Raw genomic sequence first — 17,741 nt, forward strand, 5'->3', positions numbered from 1 at the left:
CGTTGCGCTGTCAAAACGGAAGTGCCCTCGGTAATTGTTGTATTACCGCACTCTGTTCATGGAAGAAAATCAGGATTCAGGAAGCAGGTGCCTGAGTGTAGCAGCTTCTTGAACAGGAAGAGTGGAGCAACAGATCGTGTTCTTGATGCTCCGCTGAAGCAGTAGGTAGTTCTGCTTTCCGTTGCGCTGCTGGCTATCGAGACGCCGCTTTTTCTTATTCTCGATTTTCATCGAACAGGAAAGCTTCCGGTTCTTGGCAGTAAAGCGTGTACTTAGAATGGAACGGTATTGTTCAAAACTAATAAATATTGTTACAAAATTGGCGTGCAGATTCGCAAAAAGCAGATTGTTCTTAGTGCCGCCTTCAGACAAGCCTTTCATCCAACAACGCCAACGGCTCAGGCCACCAGCATAGAATGCGCTAGTGAACCGAGCCGTTGGCGTTCTTGGAATGCGAAAACAGTTCTACTTAGTAGTTAACCACTAAAGACCTGCTTGTAAGCGTGGCTAAGGCAGTTTATAGCGCCACTTTCTTTTCGCCTTTATTCACACCCAACACAAACTTGATTAGGCCATTCATGTAGGTTTGCTGGTCGTCGTAGAGGCTCATGTGGCTACCGTTGGGGCAGATGAGGGCCGTACCGTTCTGCACTTGGATGGCAATGCGGCGCATATGCTCTGGGTCCATGGTATCGTACTTGCCCCCGATGGAGAGGACGGGCACCGAAAGCTTGGGCAAGTCCTTGGTTCGGTCCCAGGTGGTGAGCTTGCCAGCAATGCCAAACTCGCTTGGGCCCTGCATGGTCACGTAGAGCGACTGGTTCATCTTGGCGAACGAACGGTTGACGGGTTCGGGCCACTGTTCGAGCGGGAGGCGACAGATGTGCTCGACGTAGAAGTTGGGCATCAGTAGCTCCATGTAGCGCGGATTCTCGAAATCTTTGCGAGCTTCAATCTGCCGGATTTCCGCTAGCACCTCGGGCTTCATCTGCTTGGCCAGCACGTCGTTGGCATATTTGCCGTACTCCGGGCAACTCATCATCATGTTGGAAATGATGAGGCCCTTAAGGTTCTGCTGGTACTTGAAGGCGTACTCGGCGGCCAGGATGCCACCCCAGGAGTGGCCGAGCAGGTAAAAGTTGTCGTTGGTGAGGTGAAGGGCTTTGCGCACCTGCTCGACTTCCTCTACGCAGCGCGGCAAGCTCCACATGGCCGTGTCCTTGGGGTTGTCGGAGTTGCCGCAGCCGAGCTGGTCGTAGTAGATGAACTCGATGCCTTCGGCAGGCAAGAAGTTTTCCATGCACTCGAAGTACTCGTGCGTGGCCCCAGGGCCGCCGTTGAGCAGCAGCACCTTCATCTTGGGGTTGTTGCCGAAGCGCTTGGTCCAGACGTTGAACTTGCCTTTAGGCGTGGTAATCGGGATGACTTGTACGCCACCGTCCTGCACACCTGATTCAGTGCGTTGGAAGTAGGTAGTAGCGGGAGAGGCAGCTGTTTCTTGCTTGGGCTGTGTGGTGCAGGCGGTGAGGAGCAGTAGAAGAAAGCCTTGAGTTAAATTCATTTTCATCGTAAGAGCCAGTGACGAGCGTAGTTGGGATACCAATGTAAACTTAAAAGAACCACGCTTCTCCATTGATTAGCTCCTACAAGTCAGCTATTGCATGTAGCGCACACTACTCGGCGATATAAGAAACACATCCGTGCGTTGGTGGCCCTTCATATCATGACTAATGGCTAATAGCGGCCGCTCTTTAGTGCTACCCTTTGCAGAAACAAATTTTGCCAGATAAAACGGCCCGAGACGAAATAGATGATACTCCTCCGGAATATCGTACGTACTGACGGTTACATACACGTAGTGCGAACAATTGCAGTAATCCAGCGTGGTATCGGCTGGTCCATTGCAGACGCGATACGCTCGCACTTGATAATCCTCAGCAGTTAGTGAAATGGTAGAGTCAGCTAGGCTTAGTACTTCTGCCATTTCCGTGTCCTTTAGCTTCGACACCTCCGGCGTATGGTACAAAATGCCCTTTGTCGGCACGACGGTTGTAACAGTCTGCTTGACAGGGTGTAGTTGCGCTTCCTGCGTTGCTACAGTTGCCGCTGCTCTAGCTAAATCTTCCTGCAAATAGCGAACACTGTCGTGCTGAGTAACTATCTGCTGGTTTAGGTTAATTATTCGTTGCTTCAGCTGGGCAATGATTTGAACATCTTCTGGACGAGACTTTGTCTCACAGCTTGTAAGCAGTACGCCTACAAGAAAGTAAGCGTGGTAAGATAATTTCATAAAAACAGGTATACCATAAAAAGCAACGGGTAGCTCTATTTGTAGAACTACCCGTTGTAAGTATAAAAACTGCTAAGGCCAGCTAAGTTGAAGCTTTATCCGAGCGTGTGGTACACAGCCTGCACGTCGTCGTCCTCTTCGAACTTCTCGATGAGGTTCATGACTTCTTCTAGCTGGTCGCCTTCCAGGTGCACGGTGGTGTTGGGTACACGCTGGAGTTGCGCCGAAACTACGGCCAACCCTTTTTCTTCGAGGGCCTTCTGCATCTGGCCGAAATCCTGGAAGGTGGTTTCCACCACGATAAAGTCTTTCACGTTGCCGTTCTCGTCTTCTTCCTGATCGGCGTACACGTCTTCGGCGCCGGCGTCAATCAGCTCTAGCTCTAGCTCGTCGAGGTCGAGACCTTCGGCGGCGAGGCGGAATACGCCTTTGCGGGTGAAGGTATAATCGGAAGAGCCAGCGGTGCCGAGGGCGCCGTTGCCGCGGTTGAAGTACATGCGCACGTTGGCTACGGTGCGGGTAGGGTTGTCGGTGGCAGTTTCAATCACGACGGCCACACCGTGGGGAGCGTAGCCTTCATATACCACTTCCTGATAATCCTTTTCTTCTTTGCTGCTAGCCCGCTTGATGGCGGCTTCAACCCGGTCTTTGGGCATGTTCACGCCTTTGGCGTTCTGCATGGCCGTGCGCAAGCGGGAGTTGGTATCGGGGTTGGGGCCGCTTTCCTTTACGGCCATCACAATTTCCCGGCCGATACGGGTGAAGTCTTTAGACATCCGGTCCCAGCGCTTCATTTTGCGGCCTTTACGAAATTCAAATGCGCGTCCCATCTATGGTAAGTTGGTATAAATGTGAATTGGTGAGTTTTGTGTCGGCGAGGGTGGGCCGAAAGAGGCGTGCAAGTTAACAGAAAGCCCAGCGGGGCGCAATTGCTATTCACACTATGGGTGGCCTAACGTGCCAAGGCTTCCGGAAAACGGCTATTGAGCCCGAAGCGTGTACGTGCTATAGTTGCCGGCCGGAAAGCCCTGGATGGTGAGCGTGAGCAGATTATTGCGCAAGCGAAAAGAGCCTTGGTCGGTGCGGGGCTGGCCTTTCTTGTCGGTGTAGGAGAAGCTGATTTGGTCGCCAGAGAACGTGAACCGGCCGGTTTGGTCGAAGCTCATGGTGGTGCCGGCATTGGCTAGCTGCAAGTGCTTTTGGTAGGTGCCGTTGGGGCTGAGGGTCAGCGTGCCACCTACCCCTTTGGCGGCAATGGGAGTGGGGCCGCTGCTCTTATCCAGAATATCGTAGGTGAGGTAGGTATAGGTGGTAAAAAACGACGGTTTAAGCGTGGGAGCCGGTGTGGCCGCTCGTTGTGCCAGCGTAGCCGATGGAGCGGCCAATACGAGGCAGGCAAGAAAGAAGAGAAGACGAATCATCCCGAAATGTACTACCGCCACGCGGTTTCCTTGCTCACAAAGCAAGCAGTTCGGGCTAGTCATTGAAGGCGGTGACAAGACTTTGCTCAGCCGCGAAAAGCAAATAGCCTCGGCTCATACACGAGTAGAAGCCGAGGCTATAAGGTTACCGACAGAGTTGGCCTCGCTCCGCTGATGTGCCTAGCGCGGCTAGCAAGGCTTGTGTTTAGCCTGCTTATCGGCTGGAGCCCACTGCGAAGCGGCGAGAGGATACGTAGTCGGTGGTAGGAAAGGTCTGCTGCTTGCGGCGCCGTTGGCGCTGTAATACAAGTAGTAAGGCGGCCCCTGCCAACAGCCCCACACCCGTGAGGGCCAGGGTTAGGCGCTGGGGCATTGGGTCGTCGGGGGCAATGGGCAGGTAGGCCACCCCGTTCACATCGAGGCGCGCCGGGTCGTTGACGTAGCGGCCGTAGGTGGGCATGGGGAAGAAGTTCGCCAGCTTTTGCAGGCCATCGGTGGCTTCGGCCCCTTGAATGGCTGGGCCGTGTCCGCAGCCAATAGCTACCGGGCGCAAACCTGCCAGCTTCTGCACCGACTCGCGCACCTGCTGCCAATTATAGTTGAAGGGGGCGCCCGCCACGCTTATTTGCGGCCGTTGCAGCAGCACCGACGGCACCGACTCGTGATTGGTAGTGGCAAAGGCATCGGCGCCGAGAAGGGTAGCGTCTTTCTCCCGAAATAAGGCCACTTGGCCCGGAGCATGACCGGGTACGTGGTACCAGCGCCAGTCGGGAAGGAAGGGCACGGTGTCGGAGTCGGCGGGGAGGGCCTGCACTACGCTGCTCAGTTGGAACGACTGGGGCGGGAAAAACCGGGCAACAAAGGCCAAGGAACCGCCATTTTCCACGGTAGGGTCGGCGGGCGGATACACGGCTCGGGCCGTGAGGAAAGGCAGCTCGAGCGGGTGCGCAAACACGGGCACCTGCCAATGCTCAGCCAGCGCCAACGCCGAGCCGGAGTGGTCCATGTGCCCGTGGGTCAAGATGATAGCCTGTGGACGGCTGCCGAAGTGAAAGTGCGCGTCGGCCGCTGCAATGATACTTTTTTCGGAACCAGGTAGGCCCGTATCTACCAGCACCCATTCGCCGAGGGTGTCTGTTTCAACGAAGTAAAGGTTTACAAACCGTTGGATGGTAAGCTGGTATACACCAGCAGCTACTTGTTTCATAAATCCAGATGCATAAGGTCTGGCAAGTAGTACGGGATTCTACCTGAAGAGTAGCACAGGAAAGCAGGGTTTCTCTCTTAGAAAGGTTAAGTTCAACATCTTTCAGCCCGGCCAATTCCCTTGTTCACTACATAGCAATGCAACATAAGCTAGCATAGTGTTTCGTTTGATTGCCTAGTACTGCACTAATAAGGTCTCGCTGGAAATCTGGTTGCTAAAACCAGCTACTAGCGGGGCCTTTTCTAGATTCCTATAAAGAAAAGCAGCTCCCCGATACCGAGGAGCTGCTTTTCTTTATAGGAAAGTGCTGTACGTCAGTACGACTTACATACCGCCAGTTGTGCTGCCGCCAGTAGTCGAGGCGCTGCCTGTAGTAGCGCCACCAGCCGTAGAAGAACCCGTGGTGCTACCGCCGGCCGTAGAAGCGCCGCCAGTTGAAGTGCCACCGGCAGTGCTGCCACCAGCCGTAGAAGCGCCACCAGCGGTGCTGCCGCCCGTGGTACCAGCCGTAGTGCCAGCATCGGTGGTGCTGCCAGCAGTGCTGCCGCTAGTGCCCATCGAGCCACCAGCCGTTGAGCCGCCCGACATAGAAGAGTCAGAACCCATACCAGCGTCGGAACCGGTGCCAGCATCAGAAGTTGACGATTCGGTTGAAGTGCCGGAAGCGCCGCTGCTTTCGCCGCCAGCTTGGCTGCCTTCGCCAGCATTGTTACCGCAAGAAGAGAAAGTGAACGAGGCGGCCGCTAGGGCCAGGAACAATACCTTTTTCATAAGTTTGTTTTGGTTGGTAAGAGTGGGGTGAACTACTTCGATTACGGCAGTTAGCCTGGTAGGGTAACTGTGTAACTTGCTGTTTATACAGCCATTCAACGGGAGGTAACCCGGAATAGACTAATAAATCTTGATTTTGTTATAACTGTTGAGCTTCGCTAAGCTCTTTAAGCTACCTACGCAAAGCAGTTGCCGGTTCAGCTTGGAAATCAGAGAATGGCGCGTTACTTCCTTTTTGGGGCTTGCAAGGCGTTTTCTAGAGGATTGTTGGTGCAAGTCTGGTTGCCGATTGGCTGCTCCCCCAACAAGGAGGACGAGAAATAAGAACAACCGAAAAAAAATTGCAAAAGGACGCATAATCTTTTTAAACAAGCCGATTTGGAAAGGCGCCACTACGCTAGCCCCGGACCGATACGGAAGTTTTTGTTTTTAGGCCGAGAAAGTCAGATTAAGATTAAGTGAACAGGTCCAGCCTGCTTGCTAGGCTAGGCTGTATGCAAGCCGCGGAAGCAAGCCACGCAATTTCAGGCTTCATATACTGTATAAGGTCAATAACTTACTTATCGATAGGGGTTTACGATTTGGGTAACTCGCTGAAGTAGCTTTGCTGTACTCCCTAAAACACAGCGGCTGGCTTTGCCTAATCTGGTGTTGCCTAAGCATTCAGAAAACTTAACTTTCAGCTTTGGCCATACCAATTCAAACTGTGCATGTTACCTAAGCTATTCTTACCGCTACTATTCTTTGCCACTTCTTCTGCCGCCACCGCTCAATCCGACTGCGCTACGCCCATAATAAAGCTGTTGCGCAACAACATGGAGGTGCCTGCAACGGGCAGCGCGTTGTTCCCAAGCGTAACCTTGCGCGTTATTCCCGACGCCGGGTGTCCAACGCAGGGAAACTTACGATTTAGAAATGCACAACTGACATTGGTACGCCACGGGCGCCCTCTTTTGGGTAGTATGCTCGTCAATCAACCCCAAGTAGATTTACGGTCTTTAGTCGGCATGTATCAGTCGGGTGACCATCTGCATGTGTTTATTGCTTATGAAAATTTGGCGATAGTAGGCGCCAATGGCAAGCTTACGCCCTACTTGCAAACCAAGCCCGTAAAGCCCAAGCCAGGCCAGCTCGATCTAATAACCGAGGAGGCCAAAGGCATCAGTTTCAAATGGCCGCTGGTGAAGCCTTAGCCGAGGTTATCTTTGCAAAACGGCCTGCTGCACCGGTAGCTTATCATTCAATCCCTTGGAAAACAGCTAGAACCCCGAATGGCCTAGCGAAAAGGCAGTTGACTTAACCCTGCCCTAGTCGTTGCCATAGCGTGGAAAAAAGCCTGGCCGGCGCTTTCGTTACGTCGGTCAGGCCCTTGCTACTTCGTTGCCAGCAACTCCCGTACCTGCGTGTAGCGAATACCGGGGTAGCGGGCATTGTCTAGGGTAGCCAGCTTAGCTTGGCCGCTGAGCATGTTGTGCAGATACTGCATCCCCTGCCACGGCGGAAATACTTCCTCTTTCGCCGGCGCAATAGTTTGAGTTACTTTGATTAAGGTGCCAAGGAAGCCCAGGCTACCGGCCCGCAACAAGCGAAACTCCTTGCCCATAGCCTCGGTAGCGGCAACTTGCAGCCCACGGATGCTGGCCACTTCACCCGCCACGCGCAGGTAGCGAGGCGTGCTTGGGTCGAGAGCGGCGGCCGCCGTAAACTCGGCCGTATTCACCATGGTGGTGAAGTCGAGGGGCTGGTCGGCGTCGCCCCAATACAGAATCCGGCGCGGGCCCGACAAGATGAGTGGTGCCTGGCCCTTCAGCAGCTCCATAAACATGCCGTTGAGAATGGAAGTGGCCTGAATAGGCGCTTGGTCGAGGCGCCGCATAAACTCCCGGCGCAGGTCGAAGTTGCGGTTCGAGCCTTCGGGAAGCTTGGTGAAGTCGGCTGAAAAGTCGGAGGGAATGAAACGGGGCACGCCCGCAGCTACAGCCGCTTCCAGCAGCCGCGTCTGGGTTTCCACAATCACCTCCCGCAGCCCCGACACCGCCGACACTACGCAGGTAGCGCCAGTGCAAGCCTTGGTAAGTTCCGCCTTATCGTTGTAGTCAACCTTCACTATCGTAGCGCCTTGCAGCCGCAACGATTCGGCTTCTGCCTTGGTGCTGGCTTCGGGCCGTACGAGCGCCCGCACAGTGGCTCCCCTTTGGAGAAGATGGTGCGCGATCAGCAAACCAAGGGCTCCGGTAGCGCCAGCCAGCACGATGGTTGCCGGTTCAGGGTTCGTAGTAGGTAAAGAATTTGTGTTATCCTCTAGCGGGAGCGAAGTCATAGGGTGGTGTTGGATGAGACAATTACGGATTGATAAGAGTGTTTTCGCGCGAAGGTTTTAAGTTGGAATACTATCCGAGAAACTTTCTGACAGCAGCCGCTGCCAACCAGCCACCGTGAGAAACAGGAACATCTTCAGGGCAGTGAATGGCTAAGAAGGAGTGTTTTCCCGGCTAGCTCATCCATACGCAATTAGAGCTAAACCGATAGTAGAAGCTTCCTGTGAATAGAGGATGCACCGTATGATATAGGCTTAATGCCTGCATTCGCGCCTATGATAGTCTGCCTGATCCTAGCTCGCCCGGATAGATAAGCTGGCCTGTTGGCCACCGGCTTAACTGGAAACTACGTATTGCGATGCACCGCCCGTAGTCACCTAGCAACAACACGCCGATGAACCCGCAAAAGCCCACCTCTGCAATACAGCGTACACCTAATTCCCAAGTATCCGCTCCGCACTGCAATCATTTGATAAGTGACGCCGGGCTTAGCGCAGATAAGGGTAGAAGAGGAGGCTGGCAGGTGCTGCTGTTGATTGGGCTCATGACGGCGCTGACTTCTTGCTTTGAAGACAAATCCAGCAGCCAAGCCTCGGAAGAGCCCATCAGCCAAACTGCCGCCGAAGAAGAGCCCACCTCAGAAACCGAAGAAACTGCGCCCGACAATGCCGCCACGCCCACAGAGCAGATGCGGGGCACCGGTAGCCGGTACCGCGTAACAGCCGAAACGGCGTATTTTTTCGATGCTCCCGAGCAAGGGACGCCCAGTGGAAAATACCTGCTGCGCGGCGACGTGATTTACGGGGAGCAAGAAAGCAATGGCTTCGTGAAAACTCGTTTCAAGAACCCCAACGGGGCCACGGTTACGGGGTGGTTGAAAAGACAAGAAATAAGCAAGCTAGCAGCTACCCCAACTTCTGTTCGGTCAAGGAGCAGCCAGCCAACACAAGCAGCCAGCCCGTCGGCAACTGCCTCACAGCCCGATGATACCTATGAAAGCGGGCAAGCCTCAAGTGCTCCAGCCGAGGCTGCTGAGGCCAGCGGCAACGCAACGGCGGTGGTGCAGGTAGACCGGTCTTACTTCTATAACTCGCCCGACCTAACGCAACCCCGCAAAGCCCATTGCGTGCGCGGCGACAAAGTACAGCTCGGCGAATCCCGCGGTGATGCCGTGTTTGTCACGTTCACCAACTGGGAAAAGGTAACCACTACCGGCTGGATGCGGAAGGGCGCCTTACGCTAGCCTCAAAAAGCCGCGTGCATTTAGCAAGTTGCCAAGCGCTTGGTACGCGTAGCTAAGCAATGTATTGCTTAACGCTGTCACGGCGGCTATGGGTAAAGTCATGGCCAACGAGTAGAACTGCATGTCTTTAAAAACGCCTGCTGGCTCTAGCAACTCAAAGGAAACCTGACAGATACCGCAGGTCAGGGCGAGCTAGTATAGTAGACAAGGCCAAAAGGAAGATTGGGCAATAGATATGAAGCTCATTATAAAAATTTTATATACTTTCTGACCCGGCATTTCGTCACTAGGTAACGACTATTAACAGGCCGTTGCCGCCGAGTAGGTACCGTCGGTGCCTGCTGGCGAAAAGTCGTCAAGCAGCTTTCTTTCAGGGTACTGTTCGACGGGGGAGCATCCCAATCCCATTCATGTCTTGCCACGTGTAGTATGCTACAGTCCGTCGTGCCTGCTCAGGTTTCAGCCTCTGACCGCGTCATGTCGTCGCGCGTGCAAGCGGTGGATGTGGTGCGCGGGCTGGTTATGGTGATTATGGCGCTCGACCACATACGCGAGTTCTGGTCCCCAACCACGGTGCGCCCCGAGGACGTGACGCAGGCTTCCGCGTTGCTGTTTTTCACTCGCTGGATGCCGCATTTCTGCGCCCCAACGTTCGTTTTTCTGTCGGGGGTTAGCATTTGGCTTTATCAGCAGAAACAGGCGAAGCGGCCGGTGGTAAGTCGGTTTCTGATTACGCGCGGGTTGTGGCTGGTAGTACTGGAGTTGGTGGTTATCAACTTCATCCTGCAATGGGGCTACAATCTGCTGTTGCTGCAAGTTATTTGGGTGATAGGGTGGGGCATGGTGCTGTTGGCGGCGCTGATTTGGCTGCCGCGTGCAGTGTTGGCCGTACTCGCCGTTGTAATAGTGGCGGGGCACAACTTGTTGCCCGTTATCCAACCCGTAACGGCTGCAAACCTCGGCTGGGCGCTGCTTCACAACACGCCGTTCGTGGTGCCTATTGCACCCCTGCCGCCCTTTTTGGTGGCGTACTCCATTGGGCCGTGGCTAGGCGTTATGCTGGCCGGCTACGTGATTGGGCCCTGGTTTCAGTTGCCTCTCTTGCAGCGGAAGCCGCTGTTGCGCCGAGCCGGAGTGGCTTTGCTGGTAGGGTTTGTGGCGCTACGCGCCACCAATTGGTACGGCGACTTGGTGCCCTGGAGCGTGCAGCCGCGGGGCCTACTGTATAGTGTGCTGTCGTTTCTAAATATCACCAAGTATCCGCCGTCGTTGTTGTTTCTGTGCCTCACGCTCGGAGTGGCGTTGCTCTTGCTAAGTGCTGCCGAAACCGCCACAAGCCGACCAAGCCAATGGCTGCGTACTTTCGGGCAGGTGCCGTTTTTCTACTACATCCTGCACCTGCTACTGATTAGTGCATCTGCGTGGGTCTGGACGCGGCTAGCCTTCGGGCGACCCGTAAACTTCTCGTTTCTTGAAGTTAAAAATTGGCCTGCCGCCTATCACTCAAGTTTACTGCGAGCCTACGTGGTATGGGTTGGGGTAGTGGTGACGCTGTATTTCCCTTGCCGATGGTATCAGCGTTTTAAACAGCAGCATTCCTACTGGTGGCTGTCGTATTTGTAGGCTGTCAGGAAAGCGCCGAGTGCCGTGGAATTAGTCGTAGGTATTTCTAAATTCAACCACTGGTAGGCCCTCTGGTATAATCATCGAAACTGGTGGGGTTGGTCGGTGTTCGGTCGATAGCCGAGCGTGTTGCTAAGCAGATCGATTCTTTCAAGCTGCTAAATTTTCGTTTTGATGTGCTAGGCTAGTTCTGGCCGCTGCGTATCGTTGACCCTGTTTCGGACCTCTAGGCTCAGTATTTCAGTATTGTAGTATATGCACCACATTGTTTATCAAAGTACGGCCGTGGGACACCCGACCACAGCCGATTTGAAGTGGTTGCTGCAGCAGTCACGCACCAACAATTCCGCCCTTGGTATTACAGGATTGTTGCTTTACGGCAATGGCAACTTCCTACAGGTTTTGGAGGGTGAAGAGCAGGCACTTCGGCTCGTTTATGCCAAAATAGTGGTTGACCAGCGTCACATGCACGTCCTTAAATTGTCGGATGGGCCTATTGAGCGGCGCATCTTCGGCGACTGGTCAATGGGCTTTCAACCCCTGAAGAGTGATGATTTCGTGCGCCTCACCGGATACATCAATCCGTATCGTTCCAACTTTCTGGATGCTCATCTGCCAGAAATCGACGAGAGTATGCTCGTGCTGCTGAAGTCTTTCGTGCTCAACGACGGCACTCATCCTTAGAGGCACCCGGACAGTTTGTTTTAATCGACAGTACAAACAAGAAAAGCGCCCACCTAGGTGGGCGCTTTTCTTGTTTCCTAAGGTGGTGATGCTCGTACTTACCGGCGGCTGTCGTTGCGGTAGTCGCGGCGGTCATTGCGGTGAGCAGCTTCCCACCGCGCTTTCTCCTGGGCCGTCACTTTGTGCTTTTTATCGTAGCCGTAGTTGAAGTCGTTGTCGTAGCGGCCGTAGCTGCTGTCGCGGCGGTCGTTACGATGGGCGGCTTCCCAACGAGCCTTTTCTTGGGCAGTTACTCTGTGCTTTCTGTCGTAGCCGTAGTTGAAATCTTTATCGTTACGGTCGTCGTAGCGGCTAACCTCTTGGCGGCGTTTGTCGTCGTGGCGGTCGGGGGTAGGAGCGGCAAACGAAGTGCTAGAAGACAACAAGGCGAAGGCAGTGGCGAGGGAAAACAAGGCTTTTTTCATGACTTTGGAAAGGTTGAAAAGTGGTAGCGTATCTGTTGGGTTAAGCAAGCAAACCACCGTTGTAGTAGTGCTAAGCGCTTGATACTCCACTTGCAAGCATGGGGCCTACTTTGCGCAGTCAGGCCGCTTTGCCCTGATTCATCTACCAATGGCCAAGTTGTGTCTGCCATTTGCCCCATCTACCCGACGTTGCCATCTGTCCGGCCGCTGCCTTCTGCACATTAGGTGGTGGGCGCTGAGCTGGCGGCGGAGTTAGTCTGCTGATCCGCGAAGCGCGCTTCGTGCTGCTCGATGGTGTTCAGCACCTTCTCGGGCCGAATATCCTGCGCCAGTTCTGGTATTTCAGGGTCGTGCGCCTCCTTGATATCCATCTTCTTGGCCATTTCTGTCACTAGAATAATGAGCCGCGTGATTTCATGCTCGCTCAGCAAGCTTACTTGCAAATCGAGGTTAGCCCGGCGGTCGGCCAGCTCGGCCATACGGTTTTGGCTGATCAGCACAAATGTGGATAGGAAAATGGCTTCTACGGAAGCAAACATAGCCAGCACCACAAAAGAAGGGTCGAACGGCTTGAGCCCGAGCCAGCCGAGGTTCCACATTATCCAGCCCCCAAACAGAGCTAAGTGGATAAACACGAACGTCATGCTGCCTGTGAAACCCGTAACCACGTCGGCCACTCGGTTCTGCCAGCTTTTTTGCCGGTCCCTTTGCTGTTCACGCTCCAGAAGCGCCCGAATATTACGCTCGACAATTTGAGCAGTGCCGGTTGAGGGTGTTGGTTCTGTAGGGGGTTGGTTGGGGTACACGGGCGGTTCTGCTTGCAGTTGGTCTGCATTTTTATACGCCGCATTAAGTATTTCAACTGTGGCCGAGGTGCCAATTTTCTGCCCTGTTGAGCTAGTAGGGGCGTTATCTAGCTCGTCGGCGAGTAGGCAGAATAGGAGAGTGGCCCGTCGTGCTGCTGGCTGCTGCGCGTGCGTAGTAGGTGCCACAAAAGCAGGAGCACGCCTCACCTTTTAGGGGCTGGGCTGTTTGAATAGATAAACGCCACCCATGAGCCAAGACAGCAGCCCTTCTTTTCCGCAAGACGCGTTCCGGCGCTACGACGAAACGCCCGACGCTGAATTTTACCGCCAGCCACGCTTCGTTACGCACATCGACGACGCAGCCATTGCTGCCGTGACGCAGCTTTACCGGGAGTATTTCGCGGCCAACAGCACGCTGCTCGACTTGATGAGCAGTTGGGTTAGCCACCTGCCCGCCGAAGTGCCTTACGAGCGGGTGGTGGGCTTGGGCATGAACGAACGGGAACTGCGCGCCAACCCGCGCCTGGCCGACTACGTGGTGCAGGACCTCAATCAGCAACCCCTGCTGCCCTTCGCCGACAATACCTTCGATGGTGCGGCCATTTGCGTGTCCGTTGACTACCTCACGCAGCCCGTGACGGTGCTGCGCGAACTAGCCCGGGTTATGCTACCCAATGCGCCCCTCGTCATCACCTTCTCCAACCGCTGCTTCCCAAGCAAAGCCATAGCCGCCTGGCACGCCCTCGACGACCGGGGCCACTTGGCGCTTGTGCAGCAATACTTGCAGGCTGCCAACCACTGGCACGCCATCGAGCTGCTCGACCGTAGCCCCGCACCCCGCCGTTCCGACCCACTTTTTGCGGTAGTCGGCCGGGTAAACAAGCCAGCACTGATTCAGCCGGAATAAAGGCTCTAACGCACCAATAGTCGAAGTTTTGAGACAAAAACTAAGACACGGATGTAGCTGAAAGCGGAAGCTTTAAGGCAATGAAAATATGTGTAAGAACCTGACTGAATGTAAATAAGCGGAACTTTGTGTGGTATGGTTTATGATATTCCAGTGTGATTTGGAAGTAACCAGGCCAAAAATTTCACCAAACAATGGGCATGAAGCGGGAAGAAACGGTACTTGAAGTGGTAAGCAGTTGCATACGCGCCGAGCACCTCAACCAGCTAAGCGTGCTAGTCGGCCAGAGTGCCGCCACGACGGGGCAGGCGCTGACGCAACTGTTGCCGTTGGTGATTGACACGCTGGCCCAACGGGCTAGTCACCCAGATGGCGTTGACTTCGTTTGGGACTTAACCCGGCAGGCGCAGGCCGATCAGGTGCTTAGGCAGCTCGATGCTATGGACGTGGCCAACTGGCAGGGGCGTGGAGTTCTGTTGCTCCGAGAACTGCTTGGCGATGCCTACCAAACCACTGTTTATCGGTTGGCTACGAAGGCGGGCCTTTCTCTCGCCTCGTACGCGCCGCTGTTGGAAGTAGCAGTTGCTGCCGTGCTTGGGGCCCTAGCCAAGTACACCACCGAGCACGATTTGGGAACAACTGAGTTAGGCGCTTGGCTCCAAAGTGAAAAGCAGCGCACTAGTAGCGCAAGCGTTTCGCAGCCTAGCGCCGACGTGGGCGCTTCTCGGTCGGCAACTACCCGCCAGACCGCGCCTACCAAACCTACCCCGGCTCCTACGTTTGTGGCGCGAGCCGGTGAGTGGCAGGAGGTAGGTGGGGGCAGTATTTTTATACCTCAGCCCGCTGCGCCAGAAGTGAAAGCCAGCAAGCGGCATCGTTGGGTGTGGCCTTTGCTGGTGCTGGTGGGCTTGGCGCTGGGATATGGCATTTTCCGCTGGACGTATGCGCCAATGGCATCAGTTGCAACGGAGGCGGTGGTACCCGCAACCTATACCGGCGCTACAACCCAACCCCGTGCTGCGGTCCCGCCCACCGACGCCACTGTGCCCGTTGCCAAAGTGCGGCCTGGCCAGCCGCTGGTTATCACGCTCTTCAACGGCACCACCCTGAAGGTAAACTCCAGTTCCACCGAGTATCAGCTGTATCATTTCCTGGCCGACCCAACGCAGCAAGTCGATCCGTTGAATGCTGCCGCCGGCTGGATCAATGTGGACCAAGTGTCTTTCAACCCAGGGCAGGCTACTTTGACTGCTAACTCCGGGGAACAGCTGCGTAATCTGGCGACCATTCTGCGCACTTTTCCGCGGGCCCAGCTCTTGTTGGGCGGCTACCCCGGCAACCCGAAAAATTCGCGCCTGAGCGAAGCCCGGACGCAATCGGCTATACGAGCCTTGGTTGCCCAAGGTATTTCGCCACGCCGCCTTCAGGCTGCCGGCTACAACGACGCGGCGCCGGCTACTCCCAACAGCACGGCGGTAAGCCAGGCACCTGACCGGCAACTTCGTATCAAAGTCATCAACAAGTTGGGCCCCTTGTTAGCAACCCCTGCCGCGCCGCTGCTGGCTGCAGTAGCAAAGCCAGCGGATAGTTCTGGCGCGAAAGTGCCGTTGCCGCAGGATACCGCCAATCAACTGACCGATGAACCAGTTATAGCAACGGGGATAGCACCCGGTGAAGGGCCGGTAGAGCCCGTTATTGAGCAGACGGAAGCCGATAGTCGTTATCAAGTAACCGCGCGAATGGCGTATCTTTTTGCGGCACCCAACCAAGCAAAGGCCACCAAAAGATATTTGCGCAAAGGCGAGATATTGTATGGGGGAGCTGAGCGCAACGGCCTAGTAAAGATTAAGTTCTGGAACCCAAACGGCGCCCTGGCTACTGGCTGGCTGAAACTTAAAGAACTGCAAAAGCTCTCGGAAGATGAAGCCGTAGCTCCCACTCCGTCAGACCCAGGAACAGATAGCACGGAGGACACACCGTCCGGGGCCGATGACTCCGCATCCACTGAGTCGGTGCCCTAAAACAACCCGGCAGCAACTATGGAGTGAAGCCAGAGCATACTTCCAGGAGAAGCCAGCTACTTTTGGCTGTTCTTCTTACTCCAGTTCCAGGCGAAAGTCATGCAATCCACCAATACGGTTTTTCTGGTGCGCCCAGCGCGCTTTGGCTTCAACCTTGAAACGGCTGCTTCCAACTATTTTCAGCAAGCTATTGCCGACCTTGATGCACCCACTGTGCAAGCGCTGGCTTTCGCTGAGTTTGACGCCATGGTTGCCAGCCTGCGGGCGAAAGGAATAGAGGTAGTGGTTTTCGAAGACACGCCAGAGCCTGCTAAGCCCGATGCAGTATTCCCCAACAACTGGCTGACGCTGCATCCTGATGGCCGGGTGCTGCTCTACCCAATGTGCGCCCCCAACCGGCGCCCGGAGCGCCGCCCCGATATTCTGGACGCCTTGCGCCAACACTTTACCGTCACGGAAGTCCTCGACTTATCGGCCCACGAACAGGAGGGGCGGTATCTGGAAGGCACGGGCAGCATCATCTTCGACCACGAGCACCGCATTGCCTACGCCTGCCTTTCGCCCCGCACCGATGCGGGTTTGTTTGCCGAGGTAGCAACTCAACTTCGGTACCGGCCGGTTACTTTCCACGCCCACGATGCCCACGGTCTGGAAATCTACCACACCAACGTGATGCTGAGCATTGGGTCGGGGTTTGCGGTGGTGTGTCTGGAAAGCATAGTAAATACCGCAGAACGCGCCGCTGTGGTTGCTTCTTTCTCGCTCACCGGTCACGAAATCGTGGATATTTCGCTGGCGCAGGTAGCACACTTCGCTGGCAATATGTTGGCGCTACAGTCAGCTACAGGCGCTACTCTGCTGGCTATGTCGCAACGTGCTTTCGACGCCCTCACGCCAACGCAACACGCTACCTTAAGCAAGTACTGCGAACTGCTGCCGCTGCCCATTCCTACCATCGAAACCATTGGGGGTGGAAGTGTCCGGTGTATGCTAGCGGAAGTGTTTCTGCCGGCTATTCGGTGATGACAAGCAAGGCGGAAGGTGGCTTGAATTGCAAGTGTGTTTGCGTGAGGAAGGTGCGAGCCTAGGGAGCAGGTGCGCTTCTTCTAATACGAGTTATAGCACAACCCCGTGGCGCCAGTCGTAGTAAGGTTTGTTGATAGCCGGAGGTGATGGTATGAGCCACCGTCACTTGCTCGGTGTTTTCGTCTTTACTACAACCACCCCCATGAATCTAGCCGCAAATACAGTTCTTATTACCGGAGGTGCCTCAGGTATTGGTTTCGCCTTGGCCGAGCGTTTCATAAAAGCCGGCAGCACGGTTATCGTCTGTGGCCGCCGCGCCGACAAGCTGGAGGAGGCCAAGCAGAAGCTGCCCGGCCTGCACACCCGTGTTTGTGACGTGGGCGTGGCCGCCGAACGAGTGGCCCTGCTCGCCTGGGTACGGTCGGAGTTTCCGACAGTGAACGTGTTGGTCAACAATGCGGGCATCCAGAACCGGGTGCAATTCGCTACTGATACCGAGTCGTGGGAAACGCGCCAGCACGAAATTGCCATCAACGTGGATGCGCCCATTCATCTAAGCATCCTGTTCATCAATCACCTACGCGAGCAGCCCGATCCGGCCATTATCAACGTGACCTCGGGCTTGGCCTTTGCTCCGGCGGCGTTTGCGCCTATCTACAGCGCTACTAAAGCGGCGCTGCATTCCTTCACGCTGTCCTTGCGTCATCAGCTGAAAGACACGCATATCAAGGTGCTGGAGATTGTTCCGCCGGCGGTAAACACCGATCTGGGCGGGCCCGGCTTGCACACCTTTGGGGTGCCCGTAGATGAGTTTGCCGATTCGGTGATGGCGCGGCTGGCGGCTGGCGAAATCGAGGTGGGCTTCGGTACCTCGGAAAGGAACCGGCTGGCCTCCCGGACTGAATTGGACGACATATTCCAGCAAATGAACAACCGCTAAAGCTAGGTTGGCTGTAGCAC

The 17,741-nt window shown here is 55.2% G+C and carries 18 protein-coding genes; 8 read left to right on the top strand and 10 right to left on the bottom strand.

Going from position 1 to position 17,741, the window contains the following annotated elements; genetic code table 11:
* Window positions 1-69 precede the first annotated feature (69 nt).
* The 7 genes from P1X16_RS05525 to P1X16_RS05555 form a co-directional block, all read right to left on the bottom strand.
* A complete protein-coding gene (locus P1X16_RS05525) occupies window positions 70-381 on the bottom strand; it encodes a hypothetical protein (RefSeq protein ID WP_277226859.1) in 312 nt (103 codons plus the stop codon).
* A 136-nt stretch (window positions 382-517) separates the two neighbouring features.
* On the bottom strand, window positions 518-1,561 hold the full coding sequence (locus P1X16_RS05530) for a proline iminopeptidase-family hydrolase (protein WP_277226860.1): 1,044 nt from the start codon (window positions 1,559-1,561) through the stop codon (window positions 518-520).
* 93 nt (window positions 1,562-1,654) lie between these two features.
* Window positions 1,655-2,290: a hypothetical protein gene (locus tag P1X16_RS05535; protein WP_277226861.1), complete on the bottom strand. Its 636-nt coding sequence runs from the start codon at window positions 2,288-2,290 to the stop codon at window positions 1,655-1,657.
* Window positions 2,291-2,385: 95 nt separating this feature from the next.
* On the bottom strand, window positions 2,386-3,120 hold the full coding sequence (locus tag P1X16_RS05540; protein ID WP_277226862.1) for a YebC/PmpR family DNA-binding transcriptional regulator: 735 nt from the start codon (window positions 3,118-3,120) through the stop codon (window positions 2,386-2,388).
* Window positions 3,121-3,270: 150 nt separating this feature from the next.
* Window positions 3,271-3,711: a hypothetical protein gene (locus P1X16_RS05545; RefSeq protein ID WP_277226863.1), complete on the bottom strand. Its 441-nt coding sequence runs from the start codon at window positions 3,709-3,711 to the stop codon at window positions 3,271-3,273.
* 214 nt (window positions 3,712-3,925) lie between these two features.
* A complete protein-coding gene (locus P1X16_RS05550; protein WP_277226864.1) occupies window positions 3,926-4,918 on the bottom strand; it encodes an MBL fold metallo-hydrolase in 993 nt (330 codons plus the stop codon).
* A 324-nt stretch (window positions 4,919-5,242) separates the two neighbouring features.
* Window positions 5,243-5,689: a hypothetical protein gene (locus tag P1X16_RS05555; RefSeq protein WP_277226865.1), complete on the bottom strand. Its 447-nt coding sequence runs from the start codon at window positions 5,687-5,689 to the stop codon at window positions 5,243-5,245.
* 710 nt (window positions 5,690-6,399) lie between these two features.
* On the opposite strand from P1X16_RS05555, the gene P1X16_RS05560 reads away from it, so the two are divergent.
* Window positions 6,400-6,882 (top strand): hypothetical protein, encoded by a 483-nt coding sequence (locus P1X16_RS05560; protein WP_277226866.1) that lies wholly within the window; start codon window positions 6,400-6,402, stop codon window positions 6,880-6,882.
* A 179-nt stretch (window positions 6,883-7,061) separates the two neighbouring features.
* On the opposite strand, the gene P1X16_RS05565 is transcribed toward P1X16_RS05560, so the two are convergent.
* A complete protein-coding gene (locus tag P1X16_RS05565) occupies window positions 7,062-8,009 on the bottom strand; it encodes an NmrA family NAD(P)-binding protein (RefSeq protein ID WP_277226867.1) in 948 nt (315 codons plus the stop codon).
* A 392-nt stretch (window positions 8,010-8,401) separates the two neighbouring features.
* Here P1X16_RS05565 and P1X16_RS05570 point away from each other — a divergent pair, with 392 nt between their 5' ends.
* The 3 genes from P1X16_RS05570 (at window position 8,402) to P1X16_RS05580 (ending at window position 11,557) form a co-directional block, all read left to right on the top strand.
* On the top strand, window positions 8,402-9,250 hold the full coding sequence (locus P1X16_RS05570) for a hypothetical protein (RefSeq protein ID WP_277226868.1): 849 nt from the start codon (window positions 8,402-8,404) through the stop codon (window positions 9,248-9,250).
* Between the two features lie 429 nt (window positions 9,251-9,679).
* Window positions 9,680-10,873, top strand: a complete 1,194-nt coding sequence (locus P1X16_RS05575; protein ID WP_277226869.1) for a heparan-alpha-glucosaminide N-acetyltransferase domain-containing protein — start codon at window positions 9,680-9,682, stop codon at window positions 10,871-10,873.
* Window positions 10,874-11,128: 255 nt separating this feature from the next.
* Complete coding sequence (locus P1X16_RS05580) at window positions 11,129-11,557, top strand: BLUF domain-containing protein (RefSeq protein WP_277226870.1); 429 nt, start codon at window positions 11,129-11,131, stop codon at window positions 11,555-11,557.
* 98 nt (window positions 11,558-11,655) lie between these two features.
* Here P1X16_RS05580 and P1X16_RS05585 read toward each other — a convergent pair whose 3' ends face one another.
* Together P1X16_RS05585 and P1X16_RS05590 are read right to left on the bottom strand one after the other, a co-directional pair.
* A complete protein-coding gene (locus P1X16_RS05585) occupies window positions 11,656-12,021 on the bottom strand; it encodes a hypothetical protein (protein ID WP_277226871.1) in 366 nt (121 codons plus the stop codon).
* A gap of 221 nt (window positions 12,022-12,242) precedes the next feature.
* Window positions 12,243-13,013, bottom strand: a complete 771-nt coding sequence (locus P1X16_RS05590) for a DUF1003 domain-containing protein (RefSeq protein WP_277226872.1) — start codon at window positions 13,011-13,013, stop codon at window positions 12,243-12,245.
* 61 nt (window positions 13,014-13,074) lie between these two features.
* Between P1X16_RS05590 and P1X16_RS05595 the strand changes: the two genes are divergently transcribed.
* From P1X16_RS05595 to P1X16_RS05610, 4 genes are all read left to right on the top strand, one after another.
* A complete protein-coding gene (locus tag P1X16_RS05595) occupies window positions 13,075-13,734 on the top strand; it encodes a methyltransferase domain-containing protein (protein WP_277226873.1) in 660 nt (219 codons plus the stop codon).
* A 200-nt stretch (window positions 13,735-13,934) separates the two neighbouring features.
* Window positions 13,935-15,755: an OmpA family protein gene (locus P1X16_RS05600; protein WP_277226874.1), complete on the top strand. Its 1,821-nt coding sequence runs from the start codon at window positions 13,935-13,937 to the stop codon at window positions 15,753-15,755.
* 99 nt (window positions 15,756-15,854) lie between these two features.
* Window positions 15,855-16,778: an arginine deiminase-related protein gene (locus tag P1X16_RS05605; protein ID WP_277226875.1), complete on the top strand. Its 924-nt coding sequence runs from the start codon at window positions 15,855-15,857 to the stop codon at window positions 16,776-16,778.
* A 154-nt stretch (window positions 16,779-16,932) separates the two neighbouring features.
* Window positions 16,933-17,721 (top strand): SDR family NAD(P)-dependent oxidoreductase, encoded by a 789-nt coding sequence (locus P1X16_RS05610; RefSeq protein ID WP_277226876.1) that lies wholly within the window; start codon window positions 16,933-16,935, stop codon window positions 17,719-17,721.
* The last annotated feature ends 20 nt before the right edge of the window (window positions 17,722-17,741 follow it).

Origin of the sequence: Hymenobacter sp. YC55 (genome assembly GCF_029433095.1) — a bacterium.
Lineage (GTDB): Bacteria > Bacteroidota > Bacteroidia > Cytophagales > Hymenobacteraceae > Hymenobacter.

What these genes read in the sequence shown, in the direction of transcription:
- P1X16_RS05525 (WP_277226859.1), bottom strand. Translation starts at nt 381, where the DNA reads ATGAAAGGCTTGTCTGAAGGCGGCACTAAGAACAATCTGCTTTTTGCG.
- P1X16_RS05530 (WP_277226860.1), bottom strand. Translation starts at nt 1,561, where the DNA reads ATGAATTTAACTCAAGGCTTTCTTCTACTGCTCCTCACCGCCTGCACC.
- P1X16_RS05535 (WP_277226861.1), bottom strand. Translation starts at nt 2,290, where the DNA reads ATGAAATTATCTTACCACGCTTACTTTCTTGTAGGCGTACTGCTTACA.
- P1X16_RS05540 (WP_277226862.1), bottom strand. Translation starts at nt 3,120, where the DNA reads ATGGGACGCGCATTTGAATTTCGTAAAGGCCGCAAAATGAAGCGCTGG.
- P1X16_RS05545 (WP_277226863.1), bottom strand. Translation starts at nt 3,711, where the DNA reads ATGATTCGTCTTCTCTTCTTTCTTGCCTGCCTCGTATTGGCCGCTCCA.
- P1X16_RS05550 (WP_277226864.1), bottom strand. Translation starts at nt 4,918, where the DNA reads ATGAAACAAGTAGCTGCTGGTGTATACCAGCTTACCATCCAACGGTTT.
- P1X16_RS05555 (WP_277226865.1), bottom strand. Translation starts at nt 5,689, where the DNA reads ATGAAAAAGGTATTGTTCCTGGCCCTAGCGGCCGCCTCGTTCACTTTC.
- P1X16_RS05560 (WP_277226866.1), top strand. Translation starts at nt 6,400, where the DNA reads ATGTTACCTAAGCTATTCTTACCGCTACTATTCTTTGCCACTTCTTCT.
- P1X16_RS05565 (WP_277226867.1), bottom strand. Translation starts at nt 8,009, where the DNA reads ATGACTTCGCTCCCGCTAGAGGATAACACAAATTCTTTACCTACTACG.
- P1X16_RS05570 (WP_277226868.1), top strand. Translation starts at nt 8,402, where the DNA reads ATGAACCCGCAAAAGCCCACCTCTGCAATACAGCGTACACCTAATTCC.
- P1X16_RS05575 (WP_277226869.1), top strand. Translation starts at nt 9,680, where the DNA reads ATGCTACAGTCCGTCGTGCCTGCTCAGGTTTCAGCCTCTGACCGCGTC.
- P1X16_RS05580 (WP_277226870.1), top strand. Translation starts at nt 11,129, where the DNA reads ATGCACCACATTGTTTATCAAAGTACGGCCGTGGGACACCCGACCACA.
- P1X16_RS05585 (WP_277226871.1), bottom strand. Translation starts at nt 12,021, where the DNA reads ATGAAAAAAGCCTTGTTTTCCCTCGCCACTGCCTTCGCCTTGTTGTCT.
- P1X16_RS05595 (WP_277226873.1), top strand. Translation starts at nt 13,075, where the DNA reads ATGAGCCAAGACAGCAGCCCTTCTTTTCCGCAAGACGCGTTCCGGCGC.
- P1X16_RS05600 (WP_277226874.1), top strand. Translation starts at nt 13,935, where the DNA reads ATGAAGCGGGAAGAAACGGTACTTGAAGTGGTAAGCAGTTGCATACGC.
- P1X16_RS05605 (WP_277226875.1), top strand. Translation starts at nt 15,855, where the DNA reads ATGCAATCCACCAATACGGTTTTTCTGGTGCGCCCAGCGCGCTTTGGC.
- P1X16_RS05610 (WP_277226876.1), top strand. Translation starts at nt 16,933, where the DNA reads ATGAGCCACCGTCACTTGCTCGGTGTTTTCGTCTTTACTACAACCACC.